The sequence below is a fragment of the Phytoactinopolyspora halotolerans genome, assembly GCF_010550675.1.
GTDB lineage: Bacteria > Actinomycetota > Actinomycetes > Jiangellales > Jiangellaceae > Phytoactinopolyspora > Phytoactinopolyspora halotolerans.
The window spans coordinates 1-20,727 of record NZ_JAAGOA010000009.1 but is presented as its reverse complement, the minus strand read 5'-3'; the positions used below and the strand labels follow the sequence as shown (position 1 = coordinate 20,727).

16 protein-coding genes are annotated in these 20,727 nt (G+C 68.5%); 9 read left to right on the top strand and 7 right to left on the bottom strand.

Features of this window, described 5'->3' with window-relative positions:
- Positions 1–42 precede the first annotated feature (42 nt).
- On the bottom strand, positions 43–1,860 hold the full coding sequence (locus G1H10_RS14030; protein WP_216853255.1) for a purple acid phosphatase family protein: 1,818 nt from the start codon (positions 1,858–1,860) through the stop codon (positions 43–45).
- Between the two features lie 229 nt (positions 1,861–2,089).
- Positions 2,090–2,707, bottom strand: coding sequence for a hypothetical protein (locus G1H10_RS14025; RefSeq protein WP_163738644.1), 618 nt, complete (start codon positions 2,705–2,707; stop codon positions 2,090–2,092).
- Positions 2,708–2,788: 81 nt separating this feature from the next.
- On the opposite strand from G1H10_RS14025, the gene G1H10_RS14020 reads away from it, so the two are divergent.
- Entirely contained in the window at positions 2,789–3,019 is a 231-nt protein-coding gene (locus G1H10_RS14020) for a DUF5703 family protein (RefSeq protein WP_163738641.1), read from the top strand.
- Between the two features lie 20 nt (positions 3,020–3,039).
- Here G1H10_RS14020 and G1H10_RS14015 read toward each other — a convergent pair whose 3' ends face one another.
- Positions 3,040–4,371 carry a M20/M25/M40 family metallo-hydrolase gene (locus G1H10_RS14015; RefSeq protein ID WP_163738639.1) on the bottom strand — a complete coding sequence of 444 codons (1,332 nt, stop codon included), beginning with the start codon at positions 4,369–4,371 and terminating at the stop codon, positions 3,040–3,042.
- 456 nt (positions 4,372–4,827) lie between these two features.
- Between G1H10_RS14015 and G1H10_RS32990 the strand changes: the two genes are divergently transcribed.
- Positions 4,828–5,100: a GntR family transcriptional regulator gene (locus G1H10_RS32990; protein ID WP_216853254.1), complete on the top strand. Its 273-nt coding sequence runs from the start codon at positions 4,828–4,830 to the stop codon at positions 5,098–5,100.
- A 141-nt stretch (positions 5,101–5,241) separates the two neighbouring features.
- Here G1H10_RS32990 and hemQ read toward each other — a convergent pair whose 3' ends face one another.
- The gene (gene hemQ, locus G1H10_RS14005) at positions 5,242–5,946 is read right to left on the bottom strand and encodes a hydrogen peroxide-dependent heme synthase (protein ID WP_163738636.1); all 705 of its coding nucleotides are present in this window, start codon (positions 5,944–5,946) and stop codon (positions 5,242–5,244) included.
- Between the two features lie 33 nt (positions 5,947–5,979).
- Complete coding sequence (gene hemG, locus G1H10_RS14000) at positions 5,980–7,554, bottom strand: protoporphyrinogen oxidase (protein WP_163738633.1); 1,575 nt, start codon at positions 7,552–7,554, stop codon at positions 5,980–5,982.
- A gap of 170 nt (positions 7,555–7,724) precedes the next feature.
- On the opposite strand from hemG, the gene G1H10_RS13995 reads away from it, so the two are divergent.
- Entirely contained in the window at positions 7,725–8,678 is a 954-nt protein-coding gene (locus G1H10_RS13995) for a DUF4349 domain-containing protein (protein WP_163738630.1), read from the top strand.
- Between the two features lie 82 nt (positions 8,679–8,760).
- On the opposite strand, the gene hemE is transcribed toward G1H10_RS13995, so the two are convergent.
- Entirely contained in the window at positions 8,761–9,774 is a 1,014-nt protein-coding gene (hemE, locus tag G1H10_RS13990; RefSeq protein WP_163738627.1) for a uroporphyrinogen decarboxylase, read from the bottom strand.
- Positions 9,775–9,841: 67 nt separating this feature from the next.
- Between hemE and G1H10_RS13985 the strand changes: the two genes are divergently transcribed.
- Together G1H10_RS13985 and G1H10_RS13980 are read left to right on the top strand one after the other, a co-directional pair.
- Positions 9,842–10,525: a DUF3000 domain-containing protein gene (locus G1H10_RS13985; RefSeq protein ID WP_216853253.1), complete on the top strand. Its 684-nt coding sequence runs from the start codon at positions 9,842–9,844 to the stop codon at positions 10,523–10,525.
- A complete protein-coding gene (locus G1H10_RS13980) occupies positions 10,522–11,733 on the top strand; it encodes an HRDC domain-containing protein (protein ID WP_216853252.1) in 1,212 nt (403 codons plus the stop codon). Before G1H10_RS13985 ends, G1H10_RS13980 begins: the two co-directional genes overlap by 4 nt.
- A 109-nt stretch (positions 11,734–11,842) precedes the next feature.
- Here G1H10_RS13980 and G1H10_RS13975 read toward each other — a convergent pair whose 3' ends face one another.
- The gene (locus G1H10_RS13975) at positions 11,843–13,234 is read right to left on the bottom strand and encodes a protoporphyrinogen/coproporphyrinogen oxidase (RefSeq protein ID WP_163738621.1); all 1,392 of its coding nucleotides are present in this window, start codon (positions 13,232–13,234) and stop codon (positions 11,843–11,845) included.
- Between the two features lie 308 nt (positions 13,235–13,542).
- On the opposite strand from G1H10_RS13975, the gene G1H10_RS13970 reads away from it, so the two are divergent.
- The 4 genes from G1H10_RS13970 to G1H10_RS13955 all read left to right on the top strand — a co-directional run.
- Complete coding sequence (locus G1H10_RS13970; RefSeq protein ID WP_163738618.1) at positions 13,543–14,277, top strand: DNA alkylation repair protein; 735 nt, start codon at positions 13,543–13,545, stop codon at positions 14,275–14,277.
- Between the two features lie 247 nt (positions 14,278–14,524).
- Entirely contained in the window at positions 14,525–15,790 is a 1,266-nt protein-coding gene (locus G1H10_RS13965; RefSeq protein WP_163738615.1) for a thiolase family protein, read from the top strand.
- On the top strand, positions 15,790–17,910 hold the full coding sequence (locus G1H10_RS13960) for a 3-hydroxyacyl-CoA dehydrogenase NAD-binding domain-containing protein (RefSeq protein WP_163738612.1): 2,121 nt from the start codon (positions 15,790–15,792) through the stop codon (positions 17,908–17,910). Before G1H10_RS13965 ends, G1H10_RS13960 begins: the two co-directional genes overlap by 1 nt.
- A gap of 289 nt (positions 17,911–18,199) precedes the next feature.
- A partial coding sequence (locus G1H10_RS13955) for an HNH endonuclease signature motif containing protein (protein ID WP_163738609.1) occupies positions 18,200–20,727 on the top strand: 2,528 nt, incomplete at its 3' end.

The window sequence follows — 20,727 nt, the reverse complement described above, 5'->3', positions numbered from 1 at the left end:
GGCCGAGGCTCGGCTCGCTCGCACACGCGGTCCGACTCGGCGTCAGCCGCGCACCCGCCCGTCGGCGTCCAACTCCAACGTGACCGCGTCCCCGTACTCCCGACGTTCCGTGCGCTCCAGCTCGTAGTCGGTGTTGAGCACCGGAAAGACGTACACCGGGGTAAGCGTCACACGGGCGCCGTCCCGCAGGCGTTCGACATCAACCTCGAGGTGGCCGTAGTGCTTGCCACCCTCGACCAGCTGGAGAACACCATCCACGGACTCCCAGCGCTCCGGCTCGCTCTGATCGGCGGTCCACTGACTGTACGGGTTGTACTTCAGGAGCGGGTCGTTCAATGACGCACCGTTCCGGCGGTCCCCCCGCAGACCGTCCCCGGCGACGCCGACGTCGTAATACTGGACGCCCACACCGTCGCCGTCGGAGTCGACGAAGCTCCGTTCGAACATCTCGCTGTGGCCGGACAGCACCGCTGTGACCCCGTATGCCTCGAACAACTCGTGGTACTGGCGCATCGGTGTGCCGCCCTGGCCACTGGTCAGCTCGTGATACATCGGCAAGCCGTGCTCGCCGCTACTGTAGGCCGAGTGGTGGAACTGGACGAACACGATCCGCCCCTGCTCGCGCGCGTCCGCCAGCTGTTCCTCCGCCCATTGCCACTGGACGCTCCCGCGGTTGAAGTCGGCCAGGTCGGTCCCGCCGGCGGCCTCGTACTCCGCACGTGTGTAGTTGTTCTGGGTATCGGAACCCGGCCCGCGATACTCCTGCCCGGTCGCCTTCGCGTCATCCGGGTAGTTGCCGGGCGCGTCGTCCGGCTCGCCGTTGGAACTGTCCAGCGTGATGACCGTGACCGGGCCGTAATCGACGCGGTAATAGTTGTCCCGGTGCGCCGCCGTGCCGTTGTCCGGCGAGTCGAAGTAGGTGTGGTATTTCTCGCGGCCACGCACCACCGGCGAACGGTCATCCGGAGTCCCGTAACCGCCGTTGAGAGCCCCGAAGTTCTCCCAGTTGCCGATGGCCGGCAGGATCGGCCGGTATGACAGGCCGCTGCCGGACTCCCCCGCGTTGTGCCGGAAGAACTCGTCCCACGCCGGCTGGTAGCCGCCGCCCTGGACGAGATCGCCGGGCATCATCACGAAGTCTGGGTCGCGTTCGGAGATGACCTTCAGGTTCTCCCGGTAGCCCTCGTCCTCGGTGAGCATGTAGCGCAGCGTCCGCACCCCGGACAACACGGTGGTGCCGAAGGTCTCGTCCCAGAGGCTGCCCGGCTCGACGCTGGGCCGCGACCGGCTGCCGTCCGCCAGCGCGCCCGGTGCCCATTCCCGCCGCTGCACCCGGCCGCGCGGCTCCGTCTCGGAGTCGGACAGCGCGACGAACCGGACCTTGTTCCACCGATCCGCGCTCGGCGCCGTGGTGAAATGCGCGCGGTATGTCGCGTCACCGGCGCGAACGCGGTACGTGTAGTGCTTTCCTGGCAGCAGGCCGGTGACGTCGACGGTGTGTTTGTAGTTCTCGCCCTCGTGCAGCCACGAGCCCGGTTCCAGACCGGCGATCTCCTGCGTCAGCTCCGCCTCGGTGTACGTCAGCGCCGTCTCGTGCGTCGGCTGCGTGGTGAACTCCGCGCCGCCTCGCAACCCCGGCCCGCGCACTTCCAGCTCGCCCGGGTCGGACGTGGTCGTGAACCACGTGATCGTCATGCTCTCGGCCGACGGGTTCTGCAGATAGGGGTTGACCCGGAAAGCCCCGTCCATATCCGGCCCGGCGCCCGCCGGCGTCACAGTGAGCAATGTGGCGGTCATCATCGCCACCGACGCCCCGAGCGCGATCGTCCGCACCCACCGCCATCGCCGAGTCTCCCGCATGCCGCAAGCTCCTTGTCGTCGAAAGACATGCCGGCCGATCGGGCCGACCTTCCGCCACACTCTCGCACTCCGGTCTGACAACGGCGCCAACGGCAGGCGAACGACGCTCATCGCCGGTTCACCGTTTGCCGGTTACCCGTCGCAGCGCCGTGGATCGTGGCCTCGGACGACGATCTAGAGCTTCCGGTCGACGGGTCGCCCATCGTGGTCGCGGTCGTCCGTCATCGAGTCATGCCTCGTCGTCGCGCTCGACCACCTCGTCGAGGCGGTAGATGAGCATCTCGTCGTCGATCACCCCGAACGGCTCGTCGACGAGACTGTCGGTGTCTGTGTCGGTGAGCTCCTGAACCCAGACCGTTCCACCCCTGGGCTGCAACCCCGCGCTCTCGGCACGTTGGTCGAGCCCGTCCACGCCGTAGGCGTGCAAGAGTTGATAGAGCGCACGGCCGGCATGCGTGACATCGGCGACCGCCGCCTGCTCCGGTTGCGCAGGATAGAGCTCGCCATACGCCTCCCGGCCCGCTCGCAGCAGCTCACCGGTCTCAGCGATGTCGTAGTCGCGCCGTACGAACACGCCGACCGCCTCCGGCTCGGCGTCGGCGTCCTCGTACTCCACGTCGACATGCGGGCCTTCGGGAAACTCCCACGGAGTGACCTCATCGCGAAGCTCGAACAAGAGGTCGTCATAGGCGGCCGCGGCATGCCGCAGCGCCGTGTAGGCAGACTGGACCGCCACGTCCGCCTCGCCGGTGCGCGCCAGACACGCCTCCAGGTGGTTCTCCAGCGCATCCGTCAAGCTGTCCAGCGCCGCCTGCAGGCGGGTTCGATCGTCGGCATCACTGATCACAATGCACGACCGTACATGGTTCCGGCGGTCGTGAGCAGGCTCACCGGTACGATCCGTAGCGGCACATGGCAAGATAGGTGAATGGAACATGCAGTGGCGGTGAACACCAGCTCTCGATTCGCCCGCGCCACGGAGTACGAGTTCCGCTATCTGTTCCTTCCGCGCAGCTCGTCCCGCTCCGCAACCCGCAGACTCCTTACTGAACAGGCCGAGTACGGCCGCTGGGAACTCGCCCGGCTGCGCCGGTACGCCGACGGCACCTGCAAGGTCACCCTGCGCCGGAAGATCCTGCGCGTGCGCCGCACCATGTGACGCCTCACGCATGGCGGGCGTCAGGTGAGATCGAGGAAACGGTCGAGCACGCGAGCACCGAACTGCAGGCTCTCGGTCGGGACACGCTCGTCGACGCCGTGGAACATGCCGGCGAAGTCCAGATCCGGTGGCAGCCGGAGCGGCGCGAACCCGAAGCAACGGATGCCGAGCGTGCTGAACGACTTGGCGTCGGTGCCACCGGAGAGGCAGTACGGAACGGTCCGCGCGCCGGGGTCCTCGGCCATCAATGCGGTACTCATCGCGTCCACCAGCGATCCGCTGAACTCCGTCTCGACGGCGATGTCGTGTACGAGATACTCCCGCCGCACGCGCGGCCCCAGCACCTCGTCCAGGGTCGCCTCGAACTCCTCCTGGTAGCCCGGCAAGAACCGCCCGTCGACCCTCGCCTCGGCCTTCCCCGGGATGACGTTGTGCTTGTACCCGGCCTGGAGCATCGTCGGGTTGGTCGTGTTGCGGACCGTGGCGCCGACGATCCGCCCGACGTTGCCCAGCGTCTTCAACAACGACTCGGGATCCTCCGGATCGAGCTCGACGCCGAGTGCCTCGCCCGCCGCGTCCAGAAACGCGCGCACGGCCGGCGTGATCCGCACCGGCCATTCGTACCGGCCCAGCCGGCCTACCGCCTCGGCCAGCTCGGTGACCGCGTTGTCGTGGGACAGCATCGACCCGTGACCGGCCGTGCCGTCGACGGTCAGCCGCATCCAGGCGATGCCCTTCTGGGCCGTCTCGATCAGGTACAGGCGCAGGTCGTCGCGGACGGTCAGGCTGAACCCGCCGACCTCACCGATCGCCTCGGTCACACCCTCGAAGAGTTCGGGGTGGTGATCGACCGCCCAGTGCGCGCCGAGCCCGCCGCCGGCCTCCTCGTCGGCGAGAAAGGCCAGCACAACCGGCCGGTCCGGCAGTCGACCGGCCCGTACCCGATCGCGCACCACCGAGAGCACCATCGCGTCCATGTCTTTCATGTCCACCGCGCCGCGTCCCCAGACGCAGCCGTCGGCGATCTCACCGGAGAACGGATGGTGAGTCCAGTCCGCGGCATCCGCCGGGACGACATCCAGGTGGCCGTGGATCAGCAATGCATCGGTCCGGCTCGGGTCCGCGCCCTCGATCCGTGTCACCACCGACGTCCGGCCCGGCTCGGACTCGACGACAACCGTCTCCAGCCCCACGTCGGAGAGCTGCCCTGCGACGTACTCGGCCGCGGCTCGCTCACCGGGTCCGCTACTGTCACCGAAGTTGCTGGTGTCGATCCGGATGAGATCCCGGCAGAGATCCACCACCTCGGCATCGGGGCGGGAACCACGTGCTGGTGTCGGCGAAGGTGTCATAGGGCCAGCTTAGGGCCATGTCCGCGGGCTGCTCTGGACGCCCGGCCGGATCACGGTATTATCAACCCCACTACCAGGTTTATGACGATACGTACGTAACTCACTGACTGACCGTTGACCTACCGCGGTCCCGTTCTTCCCCGTTGCCGTACGAGCACGCCCGGCCTAGCGCCGCTGGATTCTCCATTCTCGATTTCTCATCGGCTCACATCCTTCGCCATGCTGCCGCGATTGACGCGGTCAGCGATTTATCTGCCAGTTATCAAGCCCACCCTAGACATTTTTCTTCAACCCCTACTAGGCGCTTGACCTGCTTGTTCGTCCGATACATGTTCGCTATGATCCGATGCGTCGCCACATGAGCAGCTGCTGTGACTTAGCGACGAGTGCCACTACCGTCATTGACCACCCGTGAAATCAACTCGCCGTCATCAACACGAGAAGGACTGGAATATCGTGCCTATTCAAGATTTCGATCCCGACGTCCGTGGGTCCGAGTACGTGTACAAGCGGCTTGCCGACCACATCGAGGCGCGCGTGCAGGCGAACCAGATCGAGTCTGGCTCCCGCCTCCCCGCCGAGCGCGATCTGGCACGCGAGTATCGCGTCTCCATCGGCACAGCACGCAGAGCCACCAAGGAACTGCGCGATCGGCGCCTCGTCGTCACCGTTCCGGCGAAGGGCAACTTCATCGTCCGGAAGGTTCCCGCACAGGGCACAGCTGAATGATCGGGCGTCGCCCCGTGACGCGACCCCGGTCCGCGCCTCCCTCGCGCGGTGCTCTCGACCTGGCATGATGCGCCAGGTGAGTAGCCGCGCGAGGGAAAGCGCGACGCCGAGGGGCTACTGCGACGCACCCGCGCCGACGGGTTACGGCAAGGTAGCCACGAGTTCCTCGACCGCTACCCGGCGTCCGGTGTAGAAGGGAACCTCCTCGCGCACGTGCCGACGCGCCTCCGATCCGCGGAGGTGGCGCATGAGGTCGACGATGCGGTGGAGTTCGTCGGCTTCGAACGCCAACATCCACTCGTAGTCGCCGAGCGCGAACGATGACACGGTGTTGGCCCGCACGTCGGGGAAGCCGCGAGCCATCTGGCCATGCTCGGCAAGCATGGCTCGCCGTTCCTCGTCCGGCAGCAGATACCACTCGTAGGAACGGACGAACGGGTAGACACAGACGTACCCCCGCGGCTCTTCCTCCGCCAGGAACGCCGGGACGTGGCTCTTGTTGAACTCGGCCGGCCGGTGCAGCGCGGCCTGCGACCACACCGGTTCCAGCCGGGCACCGAAACCGGTCCGCCGAAACCGGTGGTACGCGCCCTGCAGTTCGTCCATCGAGGGACCGTGCCACCAGATCATGACGTCCGCGTCGGCGCGCAAGCCGGCGACGTCGTAGACGCCTCGGACAACGACGTCCTTGCCCACCAGCTCCTCGAACAGGCGTGTCACGCCGGCCGTCAAGGGCGTACGGTCGGCGTCCCCCAAGGGGTCGCGCAGCCGGAACACGGACCACATCGTGTACCGGATGACGTTGTTCAGGTCGCGCGCCTTGGGCCGGGAAGACTGCTCGCTCATGGTTCGATCCTGGCATGCCCGCCGGCGGCGCCGTCAGGTACCCGGCTGTTCCGCTCGCCTGGTCGAGATCAGACGAGCCGCGGCCTGCCGCGCAGCGCCGATGCACGCCGCAATGCCGACACCGTCGTAGATCGCACCGCACACCGCGACGCCCGGCAGCCGGGATACCGCGCTGCGGACGCGGGCCACGCGGTCGAGGTGGCCCACGGCGAACTGCGGCAGGGCGCCGCCCCACCGGGTCACCCTGACGTCCGCCGGACGGCCGGCCAGTCCCACGGCGTCGCCGAGATCCCGCAGCACCGCTTCCACCAATTCCTCATCGGATCTTTGCAGCTCCTGCGCTTCCCGGTGACGGCCGATGGAGGCCCGCAGCAGCACCAGGTCGCCGGCACGTTCGGCCAGCCATGGCCATTTCACCGATGAGTAGGTCACCGCCTTGATGGTTCTGCCTTCGGCGGGCGGCACCAGGAATCCCGACGACGCCGGAGACCGTGGAAACGCGGCAGAGGGTACCGCCAAGGTGACGACCGCCATGCTGGCCGCCTCTACTGTCGCCAGTTCCGCCGCTGCCTCGGCGCATTCATCAGCCAGCAGACGCGCCGCGGCCGTCGCCGGGACCGCCAGGACCACGGCATCGGCCTCGATGATCTCCGTGGCCGGTACCGGACCGGCGAGCAGCTGCCAGACGCCGTCGGAACGGCGGAGCTCACGCACGGCCACGCCGGTCCGGATCTTCGCGCCGGAGGCCTGCGCCACGGCGGCGGGCAACCGACCCACTCCGCCGGCGATTCCGGCAAAGGGCGGCGCCGGCGTGCTGGCGTTGTCTCCCCCGTTCTGGGCCGCGCCGTCGTCGGCCGAACCTCGTGCCGGTTCCTGCCTCGTGCGGCCCACGGTCACCTGCCGCACGGACTGGACGGCGTCGGCCAGCGTGGCATGCTCACGCGCGGCCGCCCCCAGCGCCGGTACGGTGGCGTCCAGCGAGAGCTCGTCGGCGTGGCCGGCGTAGACCCCGCCCAGTAGCGGCTCGACGAGCCGGTCCACCAGCGCCCGCCCGTACCGGCCGGCAACGAGCTTGCCGACGGCGATGTCCTGGGTCAACGGCATCGGCACCGGCCCGCCGATGCGGTCACGCTCGGTCGCCTGCTTCACCTCGTCGTCGGTCAGCAGTCCCGCCAACGACGACGGATCGGCCGGCACGCCCATCACCGTTCCCGGCGGCAACGGATGCATCTCGCCCGCACTCCACAACCCCGCACTCACCTGAGCCGGCTGGACGATCTCATCGCCCAACCCCACCGCGCGCGCCAGATCGACCGCCTCCGGGCGCCGCGCCAGCAACGACTCGGCGCCTTCGTCCACCGGTATCCCGGCGACCTCGGACACCCGCACGTCGCCGCCGAGCTCGTCCCGCTGTTCCAACACCGTGATCTCGACCTGGTCGCCCAGCGCTTCGCGCAGGAACCATGCCGCGGCCAACCCGCTGATGCCACCGCCGACGACCGCCACATGCGCGCGGCCCGGTGGGGCGGCGGATCCGTCCGGTCGGCTGCTCCGGGCAGGCCAGGAGGCCGCAGCCGCCTTCGGTTCCGTTGAGCGCACGATCGTCACCAGCTTTCCATCGTCTCGTAGCCCAAGTGTGACCGCCGGATCGCAACCATCCGAGCTGAGCCCGCGTCCGATCAATGAACGAATCGGGCCCGGTTCGCATCACCCATCGACTGCGACGTACATCGTTCGCGACGTGATCGCGGAACGATGCCGACCCATGGAGGACAGCGATGAAACGACGGACGGCAGCAGCTTACGCGGCCGCGGCCACGCTTCTGACACTCACCGCCTGTTCGAGCGGCAACGACGATGAGGGCGCCGCCGGGGACAGTGCTCCGGCGGCCGAAGCCCCGGCACAAGGATCCGTCGAGCAGGAGTCGGACGCTGCGGCGGAGGACGACTCGGCAGGGTCCGGCGACGCAGCACGATCCAACGCGGACTCCTCCGACTCGGCCGGCGGTGTGATCACACAGATCCAGAACGACGCGATCAACCGCAACATCATCTACACCGTCGACCTGCGGATCGACACCGAGGACGCTGCCCGGGCAGCCGACGAAGCGGCGAAGATCGCACGTACCGCCGGCGGATTCGTCGCCGAGGAGAACACGACGCCGCGCACGTCGTCGCTCACGTTGCGCATCCCGACCGACGAATACAACGACGCGGTGCGTGATCTGCAGGAACTGGGTGACGTCGTCGACCGTGGGACGACCACGCAGGATGTCACGCAGCAGGTGGTGGACACCGAATCGAGGATCGACTCGCAACGGCAGAGCATCGCGCGGATCCGGGAACTGCTCGACGAAGCGACCGACCTGAGCGACGTCATCTCCATCGAGTCGGAACTGGCCAGTCGCGAGGCGGACCTCGACTCGTTGCTCAGTCAGCAGGAGCGGCTGTCCGATCTGACCTCGCTGGCCACCGTCAACGTCACCTTCGCCGAAGAGAGGGACGACGAGGACGAAGAAGAGGATGGCGAGACGTTCGGTTTCGCCAGCGGCTTGAGCGGCGGCTGGGACGCCTTCACGACAACCCTCTCGGTGGCCGCCGGCGTGCTCGCCGCCATGTTGCCGTTCCTGGTGCTGCTGGCGCTGCTCGGCGTGCCGGTCTGGATCTGGCATCGGCGGCGCCGGCCGACGCCCTCCGCCGCCGGCGATGCGGCACTCAGCCCACCCGCGTGAGCTTGGTTGACCGGGCTGCTCGTCGCTGAGGCTTGGCCGCCGGCTCAGGGCGGTGACCAAGCTCCAGCGACCAGGCCGGCCGTCAGCCCGCCATCGCTCGGATGCGCTCCACCACGCGCGCCAGCACGTCCGGGTCGGTCGACGGCAGCACACCGTGCCCCAGATTGAAGATGTGACCTTCGGCAGCGCGCCCTTCGGTGACGATCCTGTCCACCTCCGCCTCGATCACCGGCCAGTCGGCGAGCAGGAGGGCCGGATCGAGGTTGCCTTGCAGCGGAACCCCAGGCACCCGGCGCGCCGCCTCGTCCAGCGGGATCCGCCAGTCGACTCCGACGACGTCCGCACCGGCCTGGGCCATCAGTGGCAGGAACTCCGACGTACCCACCCCGAAATGTATCCGCGGCACGTCGTTGACCTCGGCCAGCACCGCGGCGCTGTGCGGCAGCACGAAACGCTCGTACTCGGCTTTCGACAGTGCCCCGGCCCAGGAATCGAAGAGCTGAACCACGCTTGCCCCGGCGTCGATCTGCACGCGCAGGAACGTGGCCGTGATCCGGGCGACCCGTCCCAGCAGGTCGTGCCAGACGTCGGGCTGGCTGTGCATGAGCGCCTTGGTCCGCTCATAGTGCCGGGACGGCCCGCCTTCGACCAGGTACGAGGCCAGCGTGAAAGGGGCGCCGGCGAAACCGATGAGCGGTGTGCCGGCCAGTTCCTCGACCAGGCCACGCACGGACTCGGTGACGAACGAGACCGCACCCGGCTCGAGCGGGGGCAGTCGGTCCAGGTCCGCGCGTCCGCGCACCGGCTCTGCCACGACCGGGCCGACACCTGATTCGATCTCGACGTCGATCCCGGCGGCGCGCAGCGGCACCACGATGTCCGAGAAGAAGATGGCCGCGTCGACCCCGTAACGACGCACCGGCTGCATGGTGATCTCCACCACCATCTCCGGCCGGCGGCATGATTCCAGCATCGGCACGCCTTCGCGCACCTTCCGGTACTCGGGCAGCGACCTGCCCGCCTGACGCATGAACCACACCGGCGGACGTTCGGTCTGTTCGCCGCGGCAGGCGCGGACCAGAAGGCTCTCGTTCACGTCTCAATCGTGGCATGGTGGGCGCGCCTCGCTGACAGCGGGCACAATCGGGCCTAACCTGCGATATGTGGCGAGCAGCAGTGAGCGGCTCCAGCCGGAGGCACCGGCCGCCTTCATCCGGGCGGTCGAGACGTTGCGCTCTGCCCAGTTTCGTGCCGAGGTACAGCTGGAAGAGCCGCCGGCCCCGAAACGGCTGGCGACATACACCTTCGCGCTCAGCGCCGACGTCATCGTAGACGACGAGCACGACCCAGACCCAGACCCGGTCGCGACCGGACGGCTGGTGCTTCTGCATGAGCCAGGCGGGCACGAAGCTTGGCACGGCGAGTTCCGGCTGGTGACGTATATCCGGGCCAGTCTCGAGCGGGAGATGGGCGCGGATCCGTTACTGCTGGCAGTGGCCTGGACGTGGCTGACCGATGCGCTAGAGGCCAGATCCGCTCCATACACCGCCGCCAGTGGCACCGTGACCAGGGTCGATTCCGAAGGCTTCGGTGGCATGGCGGGCGAACCTGCCAGCTGCGAAGTCGAGATCCGGGCCTCGTGGACGCCCGTGGCGGCAGGCGCGGCGTCCGGTCCAGGACCGACCGGACCGGCCTCCGTCACGTCGGGCTCCACGGGGTCGCATCTCGATCTGGAGCCACACGCGTTGGCCTGGGGCGACGGCCTCATCACGGCGGCGGGCCTGCTGCCGCTGCCGGCCGGCGTCGTCGCCATGCCGTCCGTCCGATCGAAACAGCGGCGCCGGTGACAGCTGACGCACCCGTCCCGCTCACCGAACCGCGAGAGGGGCTCCCGGAGGTCACGACAGACCCGGCGAAGTTACGGGCCGTCGTCGATGCGGTGACGAACGGGTCCGGACCAGTCGCCATCGACGCCGAGCGTGCCTCCGGCTATCGCTACGGTCACAGCGCCTACCTGGTTCAGGTGCGACGTGCCGGCGCCGGGACGTTTCTCATCGACCCGCTCGGCGTGCCCGACTTGACCCCACTCGGTGCGGCCATTGCGGACACCGAATGGGTGCTGCACGCCGCCACGCAGGATCTACCCTGCCTCGCCGAGGTCGGCATGCGGCCGACCACGCTGTTCGACACCGAGCTAGCAGGCCGGTTACTCGGGCTGCCGCGGGTGGGACTGGGTGCACTGGTGGAGAGTGTGCTCGGTTTCCAGCTGGAGAAGGGACACTCGGCAGCGGACTGGTCGACCCGTCCGCTGCCGGAGGCTTGGTTGCGGTATGCGGCGCTCGACGTCGAGCTGCTCATCGAGCTGCGCGACACCCTCGAGCGGCAGTTGCGTGACAGCGGCAAGCTGGAGTGGGCGTTGGAGGAGTTCGCCGCGATCGTCGCCGCGCCGCCGCCGGAGCCGCGCTCCGACCCGTGGCGACGCACCTCCGGTGTGCACCGCGTGCGTGATCGGCGGGGACTGGCCGCGGTCCGGCAACTGTGGCTGGAGCGAGACAGTTTGGCCCAGCAGCGTGATCTCTCCCCGGGGCGGGTGCTGCCGGACGCCGCCATCATCGACGCCGCCCTGGCGATGCCGGCCACGCCGGAGGACCTGGCCAAACTGCCGGTCTTCAAAGGGCGCGCACAGCGCCGGGAGCTCAAGCGCTGGTTCGGTGCGATCGCGGCCGCACGGGCGTTGCCCACAGCGGAGCTGCCGCCGCAGACGGCGCGCTACGACGGACCGCCACCAGCGCGCAGCTGGGCGTCCCGGGAACCGGAGGCAGCCGCCCGGCTCGCGGCTGCCCGCGCGGCCCTCGGCGAGATCGCCGAACAGCACACGCTCCCAGTCGAGAACCTGCTGACCCCGGATACGCTGCGCCGGGTGGTCTGGGATCCGCCAGACCCGCCGACCGTCGAGAACGTGGCGTCCGCCTTCCGTGCCCGCGGTGCGCGGGAGTGGCAGATCCGGCTGACGGCCAAGCCGGTCGCGGAGTCGCTGACCTCCACAGCCATCTGAGCCACCGCGATCTGAGCCACCGCGATCCGAGCCACCGCCTCAGGCCGGACCGTGGCTTCGGCCAAGCCGTGACTGGGTGAGGCATGGTCCGGGCGAGACGTGGGCTCCGTCAGGACCGGGAGAAGCGTTCACGTGCCACGGTCCAGGCGTAGCGGTCGAAGCGGCCGTCGTCGCGGATCGCATCGACGGCGTCGTACGCCATCAGCAACGCCTGGTGGACGTTGTCGAAAATGAACAGGCCCTGGCGCCCAAGGGTCACGATCCGCCGGATCATCCTGGCCCATGCGTCGACCTCCGCGAGGTCGTTCTCGTAGCCGAGGCGGTAGATCGGATACACCTGACCGAGGCGCCGGGTCTCCACGTGAACCCGGTTGACGCTGGGCAATCCGGTCAGCCCTAGCGTCTCGTCCACCAGGTCTGCCAGCGATTCGTCATCCAGGCCCCACACCTCGTCGGTCATCGAGCACGGTATCTCCGCGCAGAGCACCGAGTGGTCGTCGGGGTCCGCGGGATTGTCGCGGTAGTTGGCCGGCTCCGAGATGCGCAGCACGGGCGTCCGGGGATCCGGGATGTCGTGCGAGTCGTAGCGGCTCCATCGCCCACCCTCGTGCACGACGTAGACCAGCAACATCGCCCGGTAGCGCAGGCGTGCTGCCGACTCGATGGACGTCAGCGACGGCGCGGGCCGCGAGATGCGGGCGAGCACCGGCAGCGGCAGCGTGGAGAAGACCAACCCCCCGGTGACGACGTCGCCGTCCTGGGTACCGACCTCGACCTCGTCTTCGTACACGCGGACTCGGTCTACTTCAGCCTCGAGCCGGATGTCCACGCCGGAGTCGACCGCCGCGTTGGCGAGCGCCTCGACCAGCTCCCCGAAGCCGTTGCGCGGGTAGTAATAGCCGCTCGCGGTCTGCTGCTTCTTCCGCCGCAACCGGCCGACCGCCCGGCCGGCCACTTTCCATGCACTCAACCGCGCGGACTGCCGATACGCCTGCTCGGCGCTGATGTTCTCGCCGGGCATTCCCCACTGCTTCTGGGCGAGCGGCCCGTAGACCGACTCGTACAGCGCGGGGCCGACGCGGCTCTGCACGACGCTCGCGTAGCTCTCCTCGCTCCCCCGGCGGAACGACATCGTGGTGGAGTCCTTGGCGATGCGGGCCAGCAACGACGCGGGCAGCCGTCGCGCCACCTCGTCCACGCGCAACGGCAGCGACAACCACTGGTCCCCCACTCGGATGCGGCTGGAGCGGGTGCGCAACTGCAGGTCGTCGCCCATGAGAGTGCGTAGATCCCGGAGCAGCCCTTCCGGCGTCGCTCGATCCAGGCGGTGCGAACCTTGGTCGCAACGGATGCCGGCCACCTCGACCGATGCCCCCATCCCGCCCACGTGGTCAGCCCGTTCGAGCAGCGTTACTTTGAACCCACGCTGGGCAGCGCGCCATGCGGCCACTAGGCCGGCTGGGCCTGCGCCGATGACGATCAGATCGTGAGAAGTACCCATGGAGATCGCCAGCCTATCGCTCCCCGAGACGATCTTGAGCAGGACACGCTGCTCACTCGAGCCAAAGTACCGCCCCGAAGCCCGCAACGGTGCACGCCGGTCTCCCCGGGTCAGCGTCACGCTCTGCATCCGGCCTCGCGTGGGGCTCCGCATCCGGTCCCACATCGAGACTCGCGTCGGGTTCGCCCCCTCGGTTCGCCCGGGTTCGCTCTTGGTTCGCCCTCAGTTCGCCCGGGGGGGGCATTCGCCTCGCCCGATGAGTCCGACCCGGGCGCGGACTGCGTGCCGGACGATCTAGTGTTGTCGCCGTGAGCCGTGAGGACGGACGTTTGGTGATCGAGATCCGTGACGCGCTGCACGCCGCCGCCGACCCGGTCAAGGCGGAGCCCATGCGTGCGTACATGAAGTCCGACATGCCGTTTCTTGGAGTGCAGAAACCGGCCCGGGTGCGAGCGTTGCGGCAGGTCTTCCGTTCTCATCTGTTACCGGACAGGGAGACCTGGGAGTCGGTGATCCGTGAGCTGTGGGACGAGGCACGCTTCCGCGAGGAACGTTATGCGGCGACGGATCTCGCCCAGGCCCGTCCGTACCTGGATTGGGCGCGAGACCCGGCGTCGCTCCCCCTCTACGACCACCTGATCGTCGTGGGTGCGTGGTGGGACCATGTCGACGAGGTCGCGATCCGGCTCGTCGGCGGCGTGCTCCGGGCGGATCCGACGGCGACGGCGCCGCTGGTACGGACCTGGTCCCGCGATTCTGACCGATGGCGACGGCGGAGTTCCGTCATCTGTCAGGTCGGAGCGGGCGAAGACACCGACGTCGAGCTGCTCCGGGAGTGCGTCCTCGCCAACATCGACGACCCCGATTTCTTTCTCCGCAAGGGCATAGGATGGGCGCTGCGTCAGTATGCCAAGCAGGATCCTGCCTGGGTACGGACGTTCGTGTCCATCCACCGCGAACAGCTGTCCCCGCTGTCTCGGCGCGAGGCCCTGCGCAACATCCTCACCAGCCCCGCCACGAGCCCCACTTCCTCCTCAACCTGACCCCGCGATGCCCTCGCGAGTACCGATACTCGCCACCGCGGCGGACAGACCCCCGAGCGGGGAGGACGGATCTTCGTTCATGGCGTGGCGGGGCATCGGCGTGGGAGGAGCGCCAGCGACGACGAGCCGCTGGGCGAGAACGGAGATCCGTCCTCCCCGCGGAACGACACACCCCAATGGCGAGTATTGTTACTCGCGAGTAGCATGGCTCCCACAGCCACTGCCGTCTGGCCTTGCAGGAGGTTTCGTGTCCCCGTCCACCAGGCACCTTCGTGACGCCGCGTTCATCGACGGTGTCCGCACTCCGTTCGGAAAAGCGGGCGGCATGTACGCCGAGACCCGCGCCGATGATCTCGTCGTCAATTGCATCCGGGAGCTGCTGCGGCGCCACCCGTCGCTCCCGCCGGAACGTATCGGTGACGTCGCGATCGCCGCCACGAACCAGATCGGCGATCAAGGCCTGACCATCGGACGCACCGCCGCACTGCTGGCCGGACTCCCCCGGTCGGTGCCGGGTTACGCGATCGATCGCATGTGCGCCGGAGCCATGACCGCGGTGACGACGGCGGCCAGCGGCATCGCCTTCGGCGCGTACGACGCCGTCATCGCGGGTGGCGTCGAGCACATGGGACGGCACCCGATGGGTGAGGGCATCGACCCTAACCCGCGGTTCCTCTCCGAGAAGCTCGTCGACCCGTCGGCGCTCGTCATGGGGAACACGGCGGAGAACCTGCACGATCGGTTCCCGCACCTGACCAAGGAGCGGGCCGACGCCTACGCCGCCGCCAGCCAGGCCAAGCTCGCCAAGGCCTACGCCGACGGCAAGATCCAGCCCGACCTGGTGCCGGTCGCCACTCGGAGCCAGGAGGAGGGATGGGGGCTTGCCACGGCCGACGAGCCACCGCGCCCGGACACCACGGTCGAGGGCCTGGCCGGGCTCCGCACGCCGTTCCGGCCGCACGGGCGGGTCACCGCCGGCAACGCGGCCGGACTCAACGACGGCGCCACGGCGGCTCTGCTCACCGGCACCGATACGGCGGCCGAGCTTGGACTCACCCCGAAGATGCTGCTGGTGTCGTACGCGTTCACCGGCGTCGAGCCGGAGGTGATGGGCGTCGGGCCTATCCCGGCCACCGAGCGTGCGCTGCGTCAGGCCGGACTGAGCATGGACGACATCGGTCTGATCGAGATCAACGAGGCGTTCGCCGTCCAAGTTCTCGCGTTCCTCGACCATTTCGGCATCTCCGACGATGATCCACGGGTGAACCCCTACGGCGGTGCCATCGCCGTCGGCCATCCGCTCGCCTCCTCGGGCGTCCGGTTGATGAACCAGCTGGCCCGGGAGTTCGAGGACCGCCCGGACGTCCGGTACGGCATTACCACGCTGTGCGTCGGGCTCGGCATGGGCGGGACCGTCGTCTGGGAGAACCCGCACCACGCCGCCAACCAGCAAGCCTCCGGGCAGCAGCGCGCAGCCAACCCATCCGACACATCCAAGGAGGACGTCGCCTGATGACCGCCACAGAGACCGGCGCCGAGCTCTCCTTCCCGGACGAGGTGGTCAGCCACGCACATGTGCGCTTCCTCGAGCTTCCACTGAACGCGGGCAAGGCCGCCCTGATCACGCTCGACAACGGGCTGGACCACAACAAGCCGAACACCCTGGGCCCGGCGACGCTCCGTGGCCTCGAGCGGGCGATCGACACCGCCTATGCCGAGCCCGGCGTCGTCGCCGTCGCCGTTACCGGCAAGCCCTTCATTCTGGCCGCCGGCGCGGACCTGAAGGCGATGGCGCTGCTGACGAAGCGGGAACAAGGCGTCGAAGTCGCCCGGCTCGGACACCGCGTGCTCGGCAAGCTCGGGGACGGGCCGGTGCCGACGTTCGGACTGATCAACGGCATGGCCCTGGGAGGCGGGCTCGAGGTTGCGCTGAACTGCACCTACCGGTCCGTCAGCCGGGCGGCGCAAGGGCTGGCGCTGCCCGAGGTCTTCCTGGGATTGATCCCTGGCTGGGGTGGCGCATGGCTGCTGCCGAACATCGCCGGCCCCGAGACCGCCGTCAAGGTCATCATCGAGAACCCGCTCAACCAGAACAAGATGCTCTCCGGCGGTCAGCTGGAAGGGCTGGGCATGGCGGACGTCACGCTGGACGCCGCCGACTTCATCGAGCAGTCGCTGACCTGGATCGCCCAGGTGGTTCGCGGCGATATCAGTGTCGACCGCCCCGCCATCGACCGCACCGAGGAGGTGTGGGAGGCCGCTGTGGCGCGCGGCCGCGCCATCGCTGACGGCAAGGTCCACGGCGCCGCGCCGGCCCCGTACCGTGCGCTGGAGCTGATCTCGGCCGCTCGCACCAGCAGCAGGGCTGAAGGATTCGCCGCCGAGGACGAGGCGCTCGCCGATCTGGTGATGTCCGAGGAGCTTCGTGCCGGGCTGTATGCGTTCGATCTCGTGCAGCGCCGGGCGAAGCGGCCGGCCGGCGCACCGGACAAGGAGCTGGCGCGACCGGTGACCAAGGTCGGCGTAGTAGGCGCCGGGTTGATGGCCAGCCAACTGGCGCTGCTCTTCCTGCGCCGGCTCGAGGTGCCGGTCGTGATGACCGATCTGGATCAGGAGCGTGTGGATCGCGGCGTCGGCTACGTGCATGGCGAGGTCGACAAGCTGCTCAGCAAGGGCCGGATCTCGCCCGACCAGGCCAACCGGTACAAGGCGCTGGTCAGCGGGTCAACGGACAACGCCGTCTTCGCCGACGCCGACTTCGTCATCGAGGCGGTGTTCGAGGAGATGGAGGTGAAGAAGCAGGTTCTCAGCGAGCTGGAATCGGTCGTCTCGGCGGAATGCATCCTGGCGACCAACACGTCGTCGCTCTCTGTTACCGAGATGTCGTCGGTGCTGAAGGCTCCGGAGCGCGTCGTCGGCTTCCACTTCTTCAATCCGGTCGCGGTGCTTCCGCTGCTTGAGGTGGTCCGTGGTGAACACACCGACGACGCGACCCTGGCCACGGCCTTCGCGACGGCCAAGACGCTCAAGAAGTCCGCGGTGCTGGTCAAGGACGCACCCGCGTTCGTGGTGAACCGGATTCTGCTCCGGGTGATGGCCGAGGTCTTCAAGGCCACCGATGCTGGCACGCCGGTCCAGGTCGCCGACAACGCGCTGTTGAGGCTGGGACTGCCGATGTCGCCGTTCGTCCTGCTGCAACTCGTCGGGCCGGCTGTGGCACTGCACGTGCTCGAATCGCTCAATGCGGAGTTCCCCGAGCGTTTCCCCTTGTCGGCGAACCTGCAGCGACTGGTCGAGGCAGGTAAGCCCGGTATCTGGTCCTGGGATGAGAAGGGCAAGCCCTACCTCGACGAGGACACCGCCGCCCTCATCCAGCAGGGCGACACCGCGCTGTCCGAGGAACAGGTGGTGGATACCGTCCTCTCGGCGGTCGCGGAGGAGATCCGCCTGATGCTTGATGAGGGTGTGGTCGCAGAACCCCAGGACATCGATCTGTGCATGATTCTGGGCGCAGGCTGGCCGTTCCATTTGGGTGGAGCGACCCCATATCTCGATCGCACGGGCATCGCTGAGAGGGTGACCGGTCGGCGGTTCCTGTCGCCGGGCGTGGCCAGCCTTCCGGCGTCCGCATAAGCGCACCGTCGTCGCGCGGACGTGGCGCGCTTGGCCGGTCCTGCAACTCTGTTCCCCCTGAGCTGCAGGGCCGGTCTTTGCGTTTATCGGAGGCGTGTGGCGCTACCAGGTGATCGCCAATCGACCTTGCGTCGTACGCTTGTTCGATGTAGGGTGGGTTTATCGGTGTTGGAGCGGTGTTGTTTCTGGTTTCCGCTCGGTGTGTTGAGTTCTGTGGTGGTTGGTGTGGGTTCGGCGGGTGTGGCCGGCCCGGTCCGTTGACCGTTGTGCCTTTTGGAGGCCGGCCGCCATGTCCGTTCATTCCCATCCCAGCGACGACGACGCCGTTCCCGGTGACGCTGTCCACGACGATGCTGTCCACGACGACGGCGTGCCCCGCGGTAGCGGCGACGAGCGTGCCCACCACGACACACGTCCCGGCGACAGTCAGCGCCGCGACGGCGAGTCCCGCCGCAGCGGCGACGACGAGTCCCACGGTGACGACGGCGGGCGTGGTGGTGATGTGCCGGTGCGGCGTGGTGGTGATGCCGCGTCCCGCCGCCGCGACCACACCCAGTCCGGCAACGGCGGCGGTGGTGAGGAGGTCGGTGGTGGTGGGCCGTGGCCGGTTCCGCAGGGTTTGGATGCGGTGCCGGCGGGTGCGGATCTGCTGGCGGTGTTGGAGGGCATCCCGATCGCGGGGGTGTCCGGTCGTGACACGGTCGAGGTGATGAAGGCGGCCTATCGCCAGGCCACCCGGGATCGGGCGTTGTTCCTGCTGTGTCTGTTGGAGACGGGGATGCGGGTGCCTGGTTCGGCGGACACGGTGCAGCGGGTACAGGTGCCGGGGGAGTTTGCCCCGGAGGAGGCCCGCGCGGCGTTGGTGTGGTCACGTTCACGCGCCGGGCGGGTGTTCGGTTTCGCCTACGACATCCATCACCGGCTGCCGATGCTGGGTCAGGCGATGCTGGCCGGGGTGTTGGACGAGCCCCGGGCGCAGGCGTTCGTGTCCTGGACCGACGGCCTCGATGATGATCAGGCCGGTTACATCTGTGCCTTCCTGCTCCCCGACGCGCCGGGGATGACGGTGGCGGAGTTGATCGATGCGATCAAGAAGGCCGCGATCGCGATCGATCCGGAGTTCGCGGAGAAGAAGTACCGCAAAGCGATCCGGGGTCGGCGGGTGGTGGGTTCGCGTAACCCTGACGGTAGCGCGAACGTGGCCGGCTACGATCTGCCCATCGATCGGGCCGCCGCCGCGTGTGAGCGTATCGATGTGTTGGCGCGGGCGTGTAAGAAGGCCGGTGATACCCGCAAGATCGACCACATCCGGGTCGATCTGTTCCTGGGCATGCTCGACGGGAGTCTGGAAGATCTCGACGAAGACCAGATCATCACCCACATCCTCAACCACCCCTTCACCGACGACACCACCACCAGCAACACCGCCGACACCAACACCAGCGGCGGAACCGACCGTCCCAGCGGCGATGGCTCCCCCACCAGCAACGGCTCCAACCGTCCCAGCAACGACCCCGACAACGGCACCGACGACGACCACGGCCACGGCGGTTCCGACACCGACGGCCCTGGCGGTTCCGACGACAGCCCCGGTCCCGACGACAGCGACGGCGGTTCCGACGCTCCGGGTGGCGGTAGCGGGCCTGACGCACCCGACGACGACAACCCCGGTGACGACGGCTCCGGCGACGGTCCTGGCGCCGGCGACGGTAGTCCTGGCTCTGGCGGCGGCCGCGCAGGTCGTGACTCCGGCCAGCGCGGCGGCAAGGATGATTCCTCCAGCGCTCGCACCACGAGCACGAACACGTGCGATCCTCACGATGACGCGGACACGACCGGCCCTGCCGGCCAGACCGATACACCCGGTAGCGGTGCGACCAGCTCTCCCACCGACGACAACACAGCCTCGGCTGATGCGGATGGTGCAGGTGCGTCATCGTCGCGCCCTGGTGTGGGTGGTTGGTCGGTGCCGGAGTTGCGTATCGGGTTGGCGAGCCTGCTCGGTGTGGACGAGCACCCCGGTGAGATACCCGCCTGGGACTTCATCCCCGCCGCCGTCGCCCGCCAGATCGCCGCACGAATGCACTCCGCGCAGTGGCGGTTCGCCATCTGCAACAACGACGGACAGTTGATCCAGACCGGGATCACCACCGCCCGGCCCCGCTCACCCGACGAGCAAGCGGTGCGTCGGGATGCCCGCCGCGGCGGCATCCTCGAACTGCATGTCACCATCTCGATGCTGGCCCGCCTGGCCACCCTGATCCACACCACCACCGACGGCCAGGCGGCGGATGAGCCTGCCCACACGGTGCAGGAGTGTGCCCGTTGGGCCGCGGTCATCACCGACCTCGCCCGCCAACACACCGATGCCACCGCCGGGGAGACCACCACCGGCACCCAAACGGGTTCGAGTAACGGTTCCGGCACCGGTACGAGTCCCGGGTCCGGCACCGGTACGGGTTCCGGCAACGGAGCGGGTTCCGGCAACGGAGCGGGTTCCGGCAACGGAGCGGGTTCCGGCAACGGAGCGGGTTCCGGTATCGGCACGGCCAATGGCGCCGGTACAGGTGACGGTGCCGACGGGGACGCGGGGGTGCGTCGGCGTCGCGCTGGGGCGGGGCTGCGCCGACACATCCAGATCCGGGACCGCTGCTGCACGCACCCGACCTGCCGGATGCCCGCCGTACGCACCGACCAAGACCACGAACACGAATTCTGCCTCGGCGGACTCACCGTCGCGGGCAACCTGGCCTGCCTATGCCGCCACGACCACCGCCTACGCCACGACGGCGGCTGGAAAGCCCACCGCCCCGACAC

Coding starts and splice junctions, on each gene's coding strand:
- G1H10_RS14030 (WP_216853255.1), bottom strand. CDS start 1,860: ATGCGGGAGACTCGGCGATGGCGGTGGGTGCGGACGATCGCGCTCGGG.
- G1H10_RS14020 (WP_163738641.1), top strand. CDS start 2,789: ATGGAACATGCAGTGGCGGTGAACACCAGCTCTCGATTCGCCCGCGCC.
- G1H10_RS14015 (WP_163738639.1), bottom strand. CDS start 4,371: ATGACACCTTCGCCGACACCAGCACGTGGTTCCCGCCCCGATGCCGAG.
- hemQ (WP_163738636.1), bottom strand. CDS start 5,946: ATGAGCGAGCAGTCTTCCCGGCCCAAGGCGCGCGACCTGAACAACGTC.
- G1H10_RS13995 (WP_163738630.1), top strand. CDS start 7,725: ATGAAACGACGGACGGCAGCAGCTTACGCGGCCGCGGCCACGCTTCTG.
- G1H10_RS13975 (WP_163738621.1), bottom strand. CDS start 13,234: ATGGGTACTTCTCACGATCTGATCGTCATCGGCGCAGGCCCAGCCGGC.
- G1H10_RS13960 (WP_163738612.1), top strand. CDS start 15,790: ATGACCGCCACAGAGACCGGCGCCGAGCTCTCCTTCCCGGACGAGGTG.